General features: G+C 70.8%; 10 protein-coding genes, 2 tRNA genes and 1 pseudogene. 5 read left to right on the plus strand and 8 right to left on the minus strand.

What is annotated here, in order from left to right:
* Nucleotides 1-269: 269 nt before the first annotated feature.
* Entirely contained in the window at nt 270-1,655 is a 1,386-nt protein-coding gene (locus tag Q2K21_RS35130; RefSeq protein ID WP_310780261.1) for a hypothetical protein, read from the minus strand.
* Between the two features lie 376 nt (nt 1,656-2,031).
* On the opposite strand from Q2K21_RS35130, the gene Q2K21_RS35135 reads away from it, so the two are divergent.
* The 3 genes and pseudogenes from Q2K21_RS35135 to Q2K21_RS36065 all read left to right on the plus strand — a co-directional run.
* The gene (locus tag Q2K21_RS35135) at nt 2,032-2,790 is read left to right on the plus strand and encodes a hypothetical protein (protein WP_310780263.1); all 759 of its coding nucleotides are present in this window, start codon (nt 2,032-2,034) and stop codon (nt 2,788-2,790) included.
* A gap of 8 nt (nt 2,791-2,798) precedes the next feature.
* Complete coding sequence (locus Q2K21_RS35140; protein ID WP_310780265.1) at nt 2,799-3,215, plus strand: hypothetical protein; 417 nt, start codon at nt 2,799-2,801, stop codon at nt 3,213-3,215.
* A gap of 176 nt (nt 3,216-3,391) precedes the next feature.
* Nucleotides 3,392-3,519, plus strand: a pseudogene (locus tag Q2K21_RS36065) (site-specific integrase); the annotation flags it as partial.
* Nucleotides 3,520-3,618: 99 nt separating this feature from the next.
* Here Q2K21_RS36065 and Q2K21_RS35150 read toward each other — a convergent pair.
* Both Q2K21_RS35150 and Q2K21_RS35155 read right to left on the minus strand, forming a co-directional pair.
* Nucleotides 3,619-3,691 (minus strand) — tRNA-Arg (locus tag Q2K21_RS35150).
* Nucleotides 3,692-3,902: 211 nt separating this feature from the next.
* A tRNA-Ser gene (locus Q2K21_RS35155) sits at nt 3,903-3,993 on the minus strand.
* 203 nt (nt 3,994-4,196) lie between these two features.
* Between Q2K21_RS35155 and Q2K21_RS35160 the strand changes: the two genes are divergently transcribed.
* Together Q2K21_RS35160 and Q2K21_RS35165 are read left to right on the plus strand one after the other, a co-directional pair.
* Nucleotides 4,197-4,676, plus strand: coding sequence for an SSI family serine proteinase inhibitor (locus Q2K21_RS35160; protein ID WP_310780268.1), 480 nt, complete (start codon nt 4,197-4,199; stop codon nt 4,674-4,676).
* 187 nt (nt 4,677-4,863) lie between these two features.
* Entirely contained in the window at nt 4,864-9,114 is a 4,251-nt protein-coding gene (locus Q2K21_RS35165) for a PAS domain-containing protein (protein WP_310780270.1), read from the plus strand.
* A gap of 89 nt (nt 9,115-9,203) precedes the next feature.
* On the opposite strand, the gene Q2K21_RS35170 is transcribed toward Q2K21_RS35165, so the two are convergent.
* From Q2K21_RS35170 to Q2K21_RS35190, 5 genes are all read right to left on the minus strand, one after another.
* Nucleotides 9,204-10,880, minus strand: a complete 1,677-nt coding sequence (locus Q2K21_RS35170; protein WP_310780272.1) for a long-chain fatty acid--CoA ligase — start codon at nt 10,878-10,880, stop codon at nt 9,204-9,206.
* A gap of 100 nt (nt 10,881-10,980) precedes the next feature.
* On the minus strand, nt 10,981-11,538 hold the full coding sequence (locus Q2K21_RS35175) for a SigE family RNA polymerase sigma factor (protein WP_310780274.1): 558 nt from the start codon (nt 11,536-11,538) through the stop codon (nt 10,981-10,983).
* Between the two features lie 178 nt (nt 11,539-11,716).
* The gene (locus tag Q2K21_RS35180; protein WP_310780276.1) at nt 11,717-12,883 is read right to left on the minus strand and encodes a lipid-transfer protein; all 1,167 of its coding nucleotides are present in this window, start codon (nt 12,881-12,883) and stop codon (nt 11,717-11,719) included.
* The gene (locus tag Q2K21_RS35185; protein ID WP_386275924.1) at nt 12,880-13,305 is read right to left on the minus strand and encodes a MaoC family dehydratase; all 426 of its coding nucleotides are present in this window, start codon (nt 13,303-13,305) and stop codon (nt 12,880-12,882) included. The genes Q2K21_RS35180 and Q2K21_RS35185 overlap by 4 nt, the downstream gene beginning before the upstream one ends.
* Nucleotides 13,302-14,357 (minus strand): acyl-CoA dehydrogenase family protein, encoded by a 1,056-nt coding sequence (locus Q2K21_RS35190; protein ID WP_310780278.1) that lies wholly within the window; start codon nt 14,355-14,357, stop codon nt 13,302-13,304. Before Q2K21_RS35190 ends, Q2K21_RS35185 begins: the two co-directional genes overlap by 4 nt.

Here is a 14,357-nt window from a genome sequence, read left to right on the forward strand (position 1 = left end):
CCGGACGTGCTCCCCTGAGACGCGTCGACTTGGGAACCGAATGTGCGATAAGATCACTCGAATGAAGTAAGGGCTGGTGATGGCACGTAACACGCCACACCCCTCTGAGGCGGTTTCCGTCAAACAATGCCGTCAAAGCAACAGGTCAGAGGCCCTGTAGATCACTCCACAGGGCCTCTGACCTGTTGCGCACTCGGCAGAATTCGAACCTGCGACCTTCTGATCCGTAGCCCTGGAGAGGGCGGTCAGTGGAGGCAGGTCCGGTGTCCTCAGCTCACGGCGTAAGCGTTGTACACCGTGGTCGTCGAGCTGTCGCCGTGGGTGTCGGTGACCGTCGAGCGCAGGCCGACACGGCCGGAGGCCGGGTTGTGAACGGCGATGGTCCACTTGCCGCCGGACAGCTTCGCAGTGGTGGCGTGCCAGGTGGCGCCATTGTCGGTGGTGTACCAGGCCCGCACGGACTTCACGCTGTCCGACAGCTGACGCACCGTGCTGTCGTCCGTGCCGTTGCGCTGCATGCCCAGAACGACGGTCGTGGTCGACCCAGGGACCGCTTGATTCCTGCTGTTCAGCGCCTCGGGCCAGAATCGGGTGATGTAGTCCCGGATCTGCTGGTTCTTGCTGGGGTCCGCGTAAAAGTGCAGGGTGAGGCTGGAGCTGGTCGACAGTGAACCGGACGGCAGGCTGCGTCTGCCGACTTCACTGAGCGTGTACCAGCCCGCCTCGGGTATCCGCGGATGTGCGTCGATGTCCTCCCCTCGGGCGTAGTTGTGGGAGTAGAGCGTCTTGCCCGCGTGGGTCAGCTTCACGGTGCCGGCGGCCAGCGTCCCGCCGTTCGGAAGGGTCGGGTCGGCGAACGGGTTGATGGACCCGAAGTACAGCTGGTGGTACCAGGTGTTGGGCAGCCGCCCGCCGGGCCCCCACACGGCGTGGCCGAGGGTCAGCGAAGTCGTCTTGCCGGCCGCGTACTTGTGGAACCCGTCGTAGATGAAGTCACCGCTCTGCTGGCCCACGTTCCACTGACCGGGCGGGAGATGGACGGCGAAGGAGTTGGGCAGGTCCCGTTGGAACCCGAGCGAGTTCGTGGACATCGAGCAGCCGTCGCCGCCCGTCGACTGGTAGCTGAACGAGAACTGCGCCTGTCCGCTGTCGGGGCCCGAACGGGCAGACAACTTGAGGGTGGTCAGCCCGGACTGCTTGAGCTTCGCGGACACCCCGGACGGCACGCCGCCCCTGTGTGTGGCGGACGCCAGCCAGAAATCCCCGCCGGCTGTCGACCGCGGCTGGTACGCGGTGCCGTAGGACAGCTCGTACGCCTTGCTGCTCGACGGGATGACATACAGGTCACCCGCCTCGGCCGACATCCCCATGGTGGCAGGGCTGTTGTCGGAGGCGCAGACGTACGCGCTGACCGTGTGGTCATATCCGCTGCCCGGGTTCGGGCTGAGCGAGACGTTGACCGGGCGGCCCTTCCGGGCGTCGAACGTGGTCTTCGTGGCCCCTGAGACCTTCACACTGTGGCCGCCGACAGTGGCGCCGTCGTCCCGGGCGTCAACGAAGGATGTGACGAGTTCGTAGCTGCCGTTGGGCAGCGACGTCGCCTTGTTGCTGGCGATGTAGCGGAAGTCGTTCGTTTGCGTGTTGTAGACCGCCACTTGGGCGTAAACCGGCTTGCCGCTCCGGTCTAACGTCGTGACGGTGAGTGATCCCTTGGCTGTGGCCGATGCCGTTGAGGCGCCAGCCAGGAGAAGCGGCACGAGTACGGTGACGGCACTCGCAGCCGCGGTGGTTCGCCGCATCAAACCCCCCATAGGTGCGCGACAAAAACGAGTCACCGTAGCGCACAGGGGACGCGTCACCCTCACCGGCCCTCACCGGCGATCGCCGAGGCCGCTGTCCGGCTATGACCGAGGAGCCGTGTGGGCACGCGGCCGGCCACACCTGCTGCTCAGTGTTCCCCGTTGTTCCCCGTTGGTTAGGATCTCACGCCTGCTTCAACGTGTCGTGCGGTCAGGGGAGTTGGGGGAAATCGTGGAGACGGCTCGGGTCTTCTTCGGCCTCGCTGCACCAGTGGTGGTCTCCTGGGAGCGAAGGTGGTTCACAACCCGTCCTGGACGGTCGATTCTCTTCACTGTCGCATACGGCACTTACGCCATAGCTCCATACGTCGATGAGCTCAAGCCTTGGGCGGCCCTAGGGGTCGCGTTCCTGCTGTCGCTGGGCGCGATCCTGCTGCTGAGGTCTCATGTCACACCGTCGCTCGGATTCTCGATCACGACTCCGCTCAGCATGGGGGCGGTCACCGCTACGAAGCGGTTAGGTGCGGCCGCGGTAGGGCTTGCGGCACTTGCGGGGCTGCGGATCGGATGGGCCACGGCGTCCAAGCTCGGCACCGATCTGCTATTGAGTGACAAGCTGGCTGTGATGTCCTCCAGCCTGCTCATTGCAGTGTTCGGTGGTGGGACATTGGCCCAAGCGATTACCGCTCCGGTCGTGAAAGAGATCTACAACCTCCCCACCGGGCCGAACAGAGACTCTGCCATTGCCTTGCTCGACAGTGGCGGACGGAGCATTGGTCTCATTGAACGCGGACTCCTGTTCACCTTCCTCGCCGCTGGTCAGCCAGAGGCTGCCGCGCTGGTACTGGCCGCCAAGGCGCTGGCGCGAGCTCCAGTCGATCATGTCAACCACGCATCCAAGTACTTCCTCATCGGTACGCTGGCGAGTGTCATCGCGTCAATGGCCATGAGCATGGCTGCTCGCACCGCGGTTGGGCTGCCTGTCTTCTAGGAGGTCCTTTGGAACTCAGGCGGCATCCATTCATCTGTGAGTTGCTCTCCCTGGACCTGCCTTCGTCTGACTACGTCGTGGCCGGCAGCGGCCCGCTGCTGGCCCATGGCCTCAGGCAAGACGTGAGTGATCTCGATGTCGTAGCGAGAGGCGATGCTTGGAAGATCGCATCGAGCATGGCCGAGGCGACGCCGCCTCCTTCGGGTCATGGCCTGATGGTGGTGCTGTTCGATGGTGACATTGAAATCTTCGATCGATGGCTTCCAGGCACGCAGGACGCTGACGGCTTGATCGATTCAGCGGAATTCATTCAGGGAATCCCCTTCTGTCCCCTCTCTGAGGTTATGGCTTGGAAGACGAGATCCAATCGGGATAAGGATAAGCAGGACATCAAACTTCTCAGGAAATATGCGGGGATGGTTTAGCCGCGTTACCTTCGGCGTGCCCTGGCTCATGGAAAATGCCGACCCAAGCCACCGAAAGCCGGCAGCGACGGCGGCTGCGCCGAGCGAACACCCGCCACATGACCTTCAGCCTCTCCAGGCAAAGGGTCCATCTACCCGTACAGGAACGGCTACGCAGCGTATGCCCAGCTGCGCGCACGCAGGGCAAGGACGCCAAGTGTGCCCGGCTCGGCGCCGGTGCTGCGCCGTCGGTGAGTGCTGCGAGGCGTACCCGTCGCGCCGGGTGATCGAGACAACACGGGACGCCCTTCGAGCCGCGCTGACCCCCACGTCGTCGCCGTGGAAGCGAGGAGAGGGACGTACGCGCGGCGCTCGACCCTGAAACGCCACAGGCCCCGGAGTGATCCGGGGCCTGTGGTCTGTGCGCACTCGGCAGGATTCGAACCTGCAACCTTCTGATCCGTAGTCAGATGCTCTATCCGTTAAGCTACGAGTGCTTGTTTTGTTTTCTTCCCCGCTCCCGGCCCTTCCGGCCCGCTCGCGGCGACAGGAAGAACATTACATGACTGCCGCCGCCATGTGAAATCCGTTTGCCGCACCCCTTGTGACCTGCGGAAACGTCCCATCGGACGGTTGAGAGCGGTTCGTGGGGCGGTCCCGGAAACACCGAAGCCCCGGCCGCAGGGACCGGGGCTTCGTGATCAAGCGCGGAGGCGGAGGGATTTGAACCCTCGATGGGCTTTAAGACCCAAACCGCATTAGCAGTGCGGCGCCATAGACCGGACTAGGCGACGCCTCCAGCACAACCTCCCGCGCAAGCGCGAGTGGTGCGTGCAGATGATGACACAGCCGAGTGGGGTGTCACCAATCGCCCCCTACGGTACTAGGCAGCAAGGCCGCAGGGCAAAGCCATAGGCCCGCGATCCCCAGGACGGTTCCCACGGACTGCTCAATGGGCCCCGGCCACCGCAACCACCCCGCCCCGCCTCCGTTAATCAGGGCATGGTCCAGATCACCTCGCGCGGCCTGCTGCTCGCTGCCGTCGCCGTCCTGTCCGCGGCCGCGGCGCCCCCCGTGGCGTACGCCCAGGGTCGTCTCCCCGTGCCCGGCGGCGACGGACTCGTCGTCACCGTCAGCCACGCGGGGCGGGCCGACGGGACGTACCTGCTGCGCTGTCATCCGGGCCGCGGCAGCCATCCGGACCCCGCCGACGCGTGCGACGCCCTGGACCGGCGGACCATCTGGGGCCGGGACCCCTTCGCCCCGGTGCCGCCGCGCAGCCTCTGCACGATGCAGTACGGCGGCCCCGCCACCGCGCATGTCACCGGGACCTGGGCCGGGCGCCCGGTCGACGCGCGGTACGACCGCAGCGACGGCTGTCAGGTCGCCCGCTGGGACGACCTCGTTCCCCTGCTGCCGACCGTGCGTCCATGGGGCCCTCCCCGCCGGGCCACGGCCGGCTCGGGGGTACGGCACTGGTGATATCGCCGTTTCGGCCGGCGACCAGCGTGGTCACAGGTTCTGCGTCACTTCCCCGTGCGACCTCCCGCTCATCCGCCGCCGCGAGCTGAACCACTGCCCGTAGACTCCCTCGCGTGACACGTGGCGGGCCGGTTGGCAAGATGGCCCCTGCGGTCGGCAAGGAGCGGTAACAGGGAGGAAGCGTCTCGTGAGCAGCAGGCCATCCCGAGGCGCTGCTCGCCTCGCTGCCATACTGGACGCGCTTCCCGACGCATTGGTGCTGGTCAACGCCAACGGAACGGTCGTCAACGCCAACACCATCGCCCTGGAGGCCTTCGAGACGCCCGGGACCGCCCTGGTGGGGCGCGGGCTGCTCGATCTGCTGCCTCAGTTCGACTCGCGGCTCATCCCCGGGTCCATGCGGCGGCCCGACTCCATGGACCAGCACGGGCGGACCAAGCCGACCCGGATGATGGCCCGGCGGACGGACGGCAGCGAGTTCCCCGTCGAGGTCACCAGCGCCAACCTGGAGGACGGACGGCAGGCGTACGACGGCTCCGGCTACACCGGCGACGAGCTGCTCATGCTCGTCGTCCGCGACCTGTCCGGCACCGTCGACACTGAGGCCGAACTCGCCCGCTCCCAGCGGCAGACCGAGATGATCCTGCGGGCCGCGGCCGAGGGTGTCGTGGGCACGGACACGGACGGGCGGATCGTGCTCGTCAACCCGGCCGCAGCCCAGATACTCGGATACCGGGCCAGCGACCTGGGCGCGAAGGAGCTGCACACCCTCGTGCTGCACTCCCGCGACGACGGCTCCCCGTTCCCGTACACGGAGTCACCGCTCCACGACACCCTGCGCTCCGGGCGCAAGCACCGGGTACGCGGGCAGGTGCTGTGGTCCAAGAGCGGGGACAAGGTCCCGGTCGACCTGACGACCTCGCCGGTGCGCGACGGCGACCAGATCGTCGGCGCCGTGATGACGTTCACCGACCGGCGCCCGTTCGACGCGGTCGTCGCGGAGAAGGACGAGGCCGACCAGCAGCACAAGGAAGAGCTGGAGCGGATCGGCAAGGAGCACGAGGAGGAGCTGACGCGGCTGCGCGAGGAGCACACCGCAGAACTCGACGGGCTGCGGGAGCGGCACGCCGAGGAGGTGGCGTCCGCCGACGAGCGCTACGCCGCGCTCGGCGAGCGCGAGAAGGACCGGTACGAGGCACTGACGGCCCGGCACGAGCAACTGCTCGCCCTGCTCGGCCAGTCGCTGCGCGGCCCCATCGACGAGCTGCGCGGTGAGCTGTCCAAGCTCGCCGCGGACGACGCCGGCCAGCTGTGGCCCGAGGCCAACCAGGTGCTCCACCATCTCGCCGCCGGCTACTCGCGCATCACCACGCTCGTCGACAACGTCCTCGGCTACCAGCGCCTGGACGCGGGCGACGACGGTCTCGTACGGACGGCCGTCATGCTCGACGCGGTCGTCGCCGCCGGTGTCGACGGCGCCGTCGAACTGATCGGGCCCGGACGCGTGCAGTTCGCCGTGCACGCCCCGCCCATCGAGGCCGAGGTCGATCCGCAGCGGCTCGCGCAGGCGCTCGCGCACCTGGTCGCGGACGTGGCGGGCGTCGACGCCACGGGCAACGCGCCCGTCTCGGCGGGCGGTTACATGGACAACACTGTCGTCGTGGCGGCCGCGCAGCGCGGTGAGGTCGTACGCATCGAGGTACGCGGCCCGTACGCCGGGGGAGACCCGGTCCACCAGCCGATCGTCGGCGGCATCGTGCGCGCGCACGGCGGTGTGCTGCAGACGCATGAGGTGCCCGGCATGAGCGGCAACGCTTATGTGCTCGAGGTGCCGCTCGGCGGTGGCGCCGGGGCGGTTCCTCCGGCCGTGACCGAGACGCCCGCACAGGAGACCGGGGCGGAGGCCCTGGCGCTCGAGCAGGCCCCGCAGCAGGGCGGCGGACGGCGGCGGGCCCGCCGGTCGTCCGTGGACGCGTTCCTGGAGAGCGAGGTGGGCGGCGCCGCCTCCTCCGCCGAGGCGCCCACGGCGACGCCCACCGGGCGGCGCAGGCGGCGCGCGGCGGAGGAGCCCGACGCCGAGGCCTCGGTTCCGGCGCAGGCCGCCGAGGACGAGGACGAGGGCGAAGGCGCCGCGGAGGCCGGTGCGTCGGGCGGTACGGGACGGCGGCGCGGACGGCCGAGCCCGGTCGAGAACGGCGCCGGAGGCGTTGCCGAGGGCTCGGTGGTGACCGCCGCCGAGCACGCCGCCGGCGCCCCGGCCGCCGCCACCGGGCTGGGCGAGGCGGTACCGCCGCAGGGCGTGCCCGCGCCCACGGGCCGACGCGCCCGTCGGGACACGGAACCCCAGGCTTTGCCGCCGGCGCTGCCCGCGGCCTCCGGTGCGCCGTCCCCGGACGACGCCGACGCCGCCCCACAGCCGACCGGACGTCGTCGCCGTGCGCTGGCCGCCGCCAACGAGCGTGCCGCCGCCGCGGATTCCGGTGCCCGGACGGTGTTCGCGCTGCCGCCGGCGGAGGCCGACCGCACGCCGCAGCAGAGCACACCCGCGCCCGCGCCCGCCCAGGCCGACGAGGGCCGTCATGACGCGGTGCCGACCGAGCAGGCCGAGGACCACACGCCGCCGCAGCCGCACCCCGTGTCCGCGCCCACGGGCCGCCGCCGCGCACGCCCGGCCACCGCGCCCGGTCAGCCGCCGGCCGCGGCGAACGGGACGGACACGAACGGGCCGACGCCTGCCCAGGGCGCGCCCGCGCAGATGACGCCCGCGCAGCCCCTGCCCGCCCAGCCTCTGCCCGCGCAGGAGGGCCCGCAGCCGGTCCCCGCGCAGGGCATGCCGGCGCCCGCGGCCGCACAGGCCGTTCCGCCGCAGGGGATTCCGGCTCAGGGCGGGCCGGGGGCACCCGGGCAGCCGCTGCCGGCGCAGACGGCTGCCGGCCGGCCCGTCCCCGACCGGCTCGGCCCCGCTGCCCAGGCCGCACCAGTGGTACCGGGGCAGCCGGTCCCCGCCGCCGCGCCCGCTCAGCCCCTCCCCGCACAACCCGCCGCGGCGCCGCAACCCGGGGCCCTGGCGCAGCCGGTGCCCGCGCAGCACACCCCCGCGGGCGGTGTCCCCGCGACCGCCACGCCCGCCCCCGGCACCCCGGTGCCCCCGCAGGCCGCCCAGCCGGGGCCCTGGCCCGGTTCCGGGGACACCTCCGGGGCCGGGACGCCCGTGGCGCAGCCCACCCCGTCGGCGGGCACCCCGCTCCCTCCGGAGCAGGCCGCCCAGCCCCGGACCGCTCAGCCCCTGCCCGCCGAGGCGGCAGCACCCGTCGATCCCCACTCGACACAGGGCCGGGCGATCAGCGTGCGGACCCTCGGCCAGGGCGTGCCCTTCGCACGGCAGGTGGCGGCCCAGCCGCAGGCTCAGTCCCCCGCGCCTTCCCAGCCGAACGGTTCGGGCCGCCGCCGCAAGCTCGGTACGCCTCCCTCGCCCGCGGGCGAGCGCCCGGAAACGGCGGCACGCCCGCATCCGCAGGCACCGTCCGCCCCGCTCCCGGCACAGCCCTCCCTGGCCGGGCAGTCCCGCCTGGCCGGGGCCACCCAGGGCGCCGGACGGTCGTACGCCATAGGAGCACCGGACGAGAACGCCGACGAAGGTCCCGAGCCGCTCGACGGTCCCGGCGGCGCCGTCGAGATCGCCGACCAGCCCCATACGCAGCCGATGGACGACGAGCTGCCCCCGGAGCCGCTCGACAACCCGCGTCGGCTGCTCGTGTGGCCCGCGCCGGACGTGACGACCCAGCAGGCGCTCAGCGACCGCGGCTACCGGCCCGTCATCGTCAACTCCCGTGAGGAGGTCGACGCGCAGATCGCCGCCTTCCCGGCCGCGCTCTTCGTCGACCCGCTCACCGGGCCGATCACGCGGACCGCTCTCCAGTCGCTGCGCCAGGCGGCGGTGGCCGCCGAGGTCCCCGTGCTGGTCACGGCCGGACTCGGGCAGGCGACGCGGGAGGCGGCGTACGGCGCCGACCCGGCCGTACTCCTGAAGGCGCTCGCCCCGCGCGACTCCGAGCAGCACCCGCCGCGCGTGCTGCTCATCGAGGAGCACGCGGAGATCGCGCTCGCGCTCACGGCGACGCTGGAGCGACGCGGGATGCAGGTCGCGCGGGCCGCATCGGACGCGGACGCGGTCACGCTCGCGGCGCAGATGCGACCGAACCTCGTGGTGATGGACCTGATGCAGGTGCACCGCCGCCAGGCCGGAGTCGTGGACTGGCTGCGCGCGAACAACCTGCTCAACCGCACCCCGCTCGTCGTCTACACGGCCGCCGTCGACCAGGCCGATCTGCCGCGACTGGTCTCGGGGGAGACGGTCCTGTTCCTGGCCGAGCGCTCGACGAGCCCCGAGGTGCAGGAGCGGATTGTGGATCTGCTGGCGCGGGTCGGCACGAACTGACCTCGCCCCGCGGGGCCTTGAAACCACCCATAGGTCACAGGGGGCGCTGTTTCACGTGAAACAGCGCCCCAACGTACTGGTGATGAGCCCTAGATGAGCGTGACCTCCAGCTCACCCTCGGCGTACTGCCGGCGCAGCACCTTCTTGTCGAACTTTCCGACGCTCGTCTTGGGCACGGCTTCAACGATCGTCCAGCGCTCGGGGAGTTGCCACTTGGCGATCCTGCGCTCTTCGGCGAGGAAGGAACGCAGGGCGGCGAAGTCGGTGGTGGCGCCCGCCTTCAACACGACGGTGGCGAGCGGGCGTTCGCCCCACTTGTCGTCCGGGACGGCGACGACGGCGGCTTCGGCGACGTCCGGGTGGGACATCAGCGCGTTCTCCAGGTCGACCGACGAGATCCACTCGCCGCCCGACTTGATGACGTCCTTGGCGCGGTCGGTGAGGGTGAGGAAGCCGTCGGGGCTGATGGTCCCGACATCGCCGGTCTTGAGCCAGCCGTCCTCGCTGAACTTGTCGGCGGGGCGCAGCGGTTCGGCGTCCGGGCCGTTGTAGTACGCGCCCGCGATCCACGGTCCGCGCACCTCCAGCTCGCCGGCGGACTCGCCGTCCCAGGGCAGCCGCTCGCCGCCGGGGCCCGTGAGGCGGGCCTCCACGCCGGCCGGGAAGCGGCCCTGCGTAAGGCGGTAGGCGAACTCCTCCTCCGTTCCCACCACGTGGGCCGGCGGGCGCGAGATCGTGCCCAGGGGGGACGTCTCCGTCATGCCCCAGGCGTGGCAGACGCGCATGCCGAGCTTGTCGAAGGCCTCCATGAGGGAGGGCGGGCAGGCCGAGCCGCCGATGGTGACCTGTCCGAGAGTCGAGACATCGCGGGGCCTGGCGGTCAGCTCGCCGAGCAGGCCCTGCCAGATGGTGGGGACGGCCGCGGCGTGCGTCGGTTTCTCGCTCTCGATCATCTCGGCGAGCGGAGCGGGCTGCAGGAAGCGGTCCGGCATGAGGAGGTTGACGCCGGTCATGAAGGTGGCGTGCGGCAGACCCCAGGCATTGACGTGGAACTGCGGGACCACGACGAGCGAGATGTCCTGGTCGGTGAGGCCCATCGACTGGGCCATGTTGACCTGCATGGAGTGCAGGTAGATGGATCGGTGGGAGTAGACGACGCCCTTGGGGTCGCCGGTGGTGCCGGAGGTGTAACACATGGCGGCGGCCTGGCGTTCGTCGAGCTCCGGCCAGTCGTACGTCGTCGGCTTTCCGGCGATCAGCTCCTCGTACTCGTGCACCCGGACGGAGGCGTCGGCAAGCAGCGAACGGTCACCCGGCCCGGAGACAACCACGTGTTCGACCGTCTTCAGGTGCGGGAGGAGCGGGGCGAGCAGGGGCAGCAGGGAGGCGTCGGCGATGACGACCCGGTCCGCGGCGTGGTGGACGATCCAGATCAGCTGCTCGGCGGGGAGGCGCAGGTTGAGGGTGTGCAGGACGGCACCCATGGACGGGATCGCGAAGTAGGCCTCGACGTGCTCGGCGTTGTTCCACATGAGAGTGGCGACCCGGTCGTTGTCCCGGACGCCGAGGTCCTCACGCAGGGCGTGCGCCAGCTGGGCCGCGCGGGCGCCGACGTCGGCGTAGGAGCGGCGCCGCGGCGTGCCCTCGCCGGTCCAGGTGGTCACCTGAGACGATCCGTGGATCGTCGACCCGTGGGTCAGGATCCTCGAGATCAGCAACGGTACGTCCTGCATCGTGCTCTGCACGGCGTCCTCCCGGGGCGACATTGCCTACGCGGCGGTAGGGGTTGCGCTGATTCTGCGCACATACCGCGCGGTATGTCACTAGGTCCGGGCATGATCGATCAGGGCCTGCCCCTTCCGGCGGTCAACGCACCGGCTCCAGCTCGGGGTCCTCCCGGAGCTTGCCCAGGGCCCGGGAAACCGCAGACTTGACCGTGCCGATGGAGACGCCGAGGACCTCCGCCGTCTGGGCCTCGCTGAGGTCCTCGTAGTAGCGCAGGACCACCATCGCGCGCTGGCGGGCGGGCAGCTTCATGATGGCCCGCCACATGGCGTCGTGCAGCGCCTGCTGCTCGGCCGGGTCCGCGGCGGCGGGCAGCCCCTCCGGCTCGGGCAGTTCGTCGCACACGTACTCGTCGACCTTGCGCTTGCGCCACTGCGAGGTCCGCGTGTTCAGCAGCGCCCGGCGTACGTACCCGTCGAGCGCACGGTGATCCTCGATCCGGTCCCAGGCGACATACGTCTTGGCGAGCGCGGTCTGCAGCAGGTCCTCCGCGTCGCTCGGGTTCGCGGTCAGCGACCGGGCGGTGCGCAGCAGCACCGGCTGACGGGCCTTCACGTACGACGAGAACGACGGGTACGAAAGGGTCTGCCTCGCTGTTGTCATGGCGTCCGAAGCGCTGGTGCAGACGGGTGGTGTCATGGCTCCACGCTAGGTTCGCCCCCGGTTCCGGCGGATCGCCCGCAGGTCCCGAAGCGGCCTCCACCTCAGGTTGTACGCGGGGGGCCGGCCCCACCTCCTGGAGATGGACGAGCCAGTACCTATCCCTGAGGGTTCATCCCTGAGTACGAGTACCGGGGTGGTAGCCAACCGCGCCCGGTCATCCGTCCGCCGTGAGAACCAGGCCCGAGGTGGGGACGCCGGTGCCCGCGGTGACCAGGGTGCGGGCGGCGCCGGGTATCTGGTTCACCGCCGTGCCGCGCAGTTGTCGTACGGCCTCCGCGATCCCGTTCATCCCGTGCAGATACGCCTCCCCCAGCTGCCCTCCGTGCGTGTTCAGTGGCAGTGCCCCCGCGGCCACGAAGTCCGCCGCCGCGCCCGGTTCGCAGAACCCGAACTCCTCCAGCTGCATCAGCACGAACGGCGTGAAGTGGTCGTAGAGGATGCCCACGTCGATGTCCCCGGGCCGCAGCCCCGATGTCCGCCACAGCTGACGGGCCACCACGCCCATCTCGGGCAGCCCCGTGAGGTCGTCCCGGTAGAAGCTGGTCATCTGCTCCTGCGCCCGGCCCGCTCCCTGGGCGGCGGCTGTGATCACCGCGGGCGGGTGCGGCAGGTCGCGCGCCCGCTCCACGGAGGTGACCACGAGCGCCTGGCCACCGTCCGTCTCCTGGCAGCAGTCGAGCAGCCGCAGCGGCTCCACGATCCAGCGCGAGGCCGCGTGGTCGGCGAGCGTGATGGGTCTGCCGTGGAAGTACGCCGCCGGATTCGTCGCCGCGTATGCGCGGTCGACGACGGCCACATGGCCGAACGCCTCGGGCGTCAGCCCGTAGGTGTGCAGATACCGCTGGGCCGCCATCGCCACCCAGGACGCCGGGGTGAGCAGTCCGAACGGCAGTGACCAGCCCAGCGCCGTGCCTTCCGCCGACGGCTCGCGGTGCTGGACTCCGGAGCCGAAGCGGCGGCCCGAGCGTTCGTTGAACGCGCGGTAGCAGACCACGACCTCGGCCACTCCGGTCGCCACCGCGAGGGCGGCCTGCTGGACCGTCGCGCACGCCGCCCCGCCCCCGTAGTGGATCCGGGAGAAGAAGGACAGCTCGCCGATGCCGGCCGCCTGGGCCACGGTGATCTCGGGGTTGGTGTCCATCGTGAACGTCACCATGCCGTCCACGTCCGAGGGCCGCAGCCCCGCGTCGTCCAGCGCGGCCCGCACCGCCTCCACCGCCAGCCGCAGCTCGCTGCGCCCCGAGTCCTTGGAGAACTCGGTGGCCCCGATGCCGACGACCGCCGCCCGCCCGCCGAGGGCGTCCCTCGTCCGCACGCTCATTCCGCACCCCCGCCCGGAACGGTGACGGTGACCGTGCCCGTGACATGCCGGCCGATGCCGTTGGCCCCGACCACCTTCACCGTGACCGTGTTCCCGTCGACCTCCTCGACCGTGCCGGTCAGCACCATCGTGTCGCCGGGGTGGTTGGGGGCACCGAGCCGTATGGCCACCTTGCGCAGGACCGCGTCCGGGCCGAAGTGGTCCGTGACGTACCGCCCGACCAGGCCGTTCGTCGTCAGGATGTTCATGAAGATGTCGGGGGAGCCCTTCCGGCGGGCCAGCTCCGCGTCGTGGTGCACGTCCTGGTAGTCGCGGGACGCGATCGCCCCGGCCACGATCAGCGTGCGCGTGATCTCGATCTCCAGCGGCGGCAGTTGTGTCCCCGCCCGCACCGCGCCGGCTCCCGGCCCACCGGTTTTCATTCCGCCCCCTCTCCGTTCACATCCCCGTTCACATCTGCGTTCACGATCAACTCCCCCAGTTCCTGGAGTACTTCGCTCCCGCATCCCAGATACGCGTCCAGCTGCCGTCCCCACAGGAAGTGCCGGTGGACCGGGTGCTCCAGGTCGGCTCCCGCCCCGCCGTGCAGATGCTGGCCCGTGTGCACGACCCGCGCTCCCGCCTCCGACGCCCACCAGGCGGCGGTCAGCGCATGGGTGGCGTACGGCAGGCCCGCGTCGCGGCGCCAGGCCGCCTCGTACGCCGTCACGCGTATCGCCTCGGTGTCCATGTGGGCGTCGGCGGCCTTGAGCTGAACGCCCTGCTTGGCTGCCAGCGGACGTCCGAACTGCTCCCGGGTGTTGGTGTGCGCCACGGCCCGCGCCAGCGCACCCGCGCACACCCCGGCCTGCAGCCCCGCGAAGGCGGTACGCGCGGTGGCGAGCACGTCGTCGTACGCGCCGGGTGACCCCAGGCGCTCCGCCGGGGCGGCATCGAGCGTCAGCCGCCCCGCCGACCAGGGCGCCGTCAGCTCGACCGGCTCGCATCCGGCGTCGGCCGTCCGTACCAGCCACAGCCGGCGCCGGTCGTCCGCCACCAGCACATGCGTCGCCTCCCGCAGCCAGGGCACGACCGGCACGGTGCCGGTCAGCTCCCCTTCCGGGTCCGCCCGTACGCCTCCCGTGGACGGCAGCGCCCCGGCCACCACCGCCGAACCGTCCCCGATCCCCGGCAGCAGCCGCTCCCGCTGCTCCGCCGAGCCGTGGGCGGTCACCGCGAGCAGCCCGTACACACAACTCGACGCGTACGGCACCTGCGCCGTGGCCCGGCCCTGCTCCTCCAGAAGGAGCACCAGGCCGAGGAGGCCGACGTCCAGCACCGCCGTGACCAGCCCGGCCGCGCACAGGGCCTTCCACAGCTCGGCGTCGCTGCCGGTGCGGGCGGCGGCGAGGCGCTCGGGGGTGGAGAGATCGCCGAAGATCCGCGCGGCCAGGTCCCGGGCCGCCGCCTGCTCCTCGGTGGGCGTGAAGTCCAT

The sequence above is a fragment of the Streptomyces sp. CGMCC 4.7035 genome (genome assembly GCF_031583065.1).
GTDB lineage: Bacteria > Actinomycetota > Actinomycetes > Streptomycetales > Streptomycetaceae > Streptomyces > Streptomyces yaanensis.

Coding starts and splice junctions, on each gene's coding strand:
- Q2K21_RS35190 (WP_310780278.1), bottom strand. CDS start 14,357: ATGGACTTCACGCCCACCGAGGAGCAGGCGGCGGCCCGGGACCTGGCC.
- Q2K21_RS35175 (WP_310780274.1), bottom strand. CDS start 11,538: ATGACACCACCCGTCTGCACCAGCGCTTCGGACGCCATGACAACAGCG.
- Q2K21_RS35160 (WP_310780268.1), top strand. CDS start 4,197: ATGGTCCAGATCACCTCGCGCGGCCTGCTGCTCGCTGCCGTCGCCGTC.
- Q2K21_RS35170 (WP_310780272.1), bottom strand. CDS start 10,880: ATGTCGCCCCGGGAGGACGCCGTGCAGAGCACGATGCAGGACGTACCG.
- Q2K21_RS35185 (WP_386275924.1), bottom strand. CDS start 13,305: ATGAAAACCGGTGGGCCGGGAGCCGGCGCGGTGCGGGCGGGGACACAA.
- Q2K21_RS35180 (WP_310780276.1), bottom strand. CDS start 12,883: ATGAGCGTGCGGACGAGGGACGCCCTCGGCGGGCGGGCGGCGGTCGTC.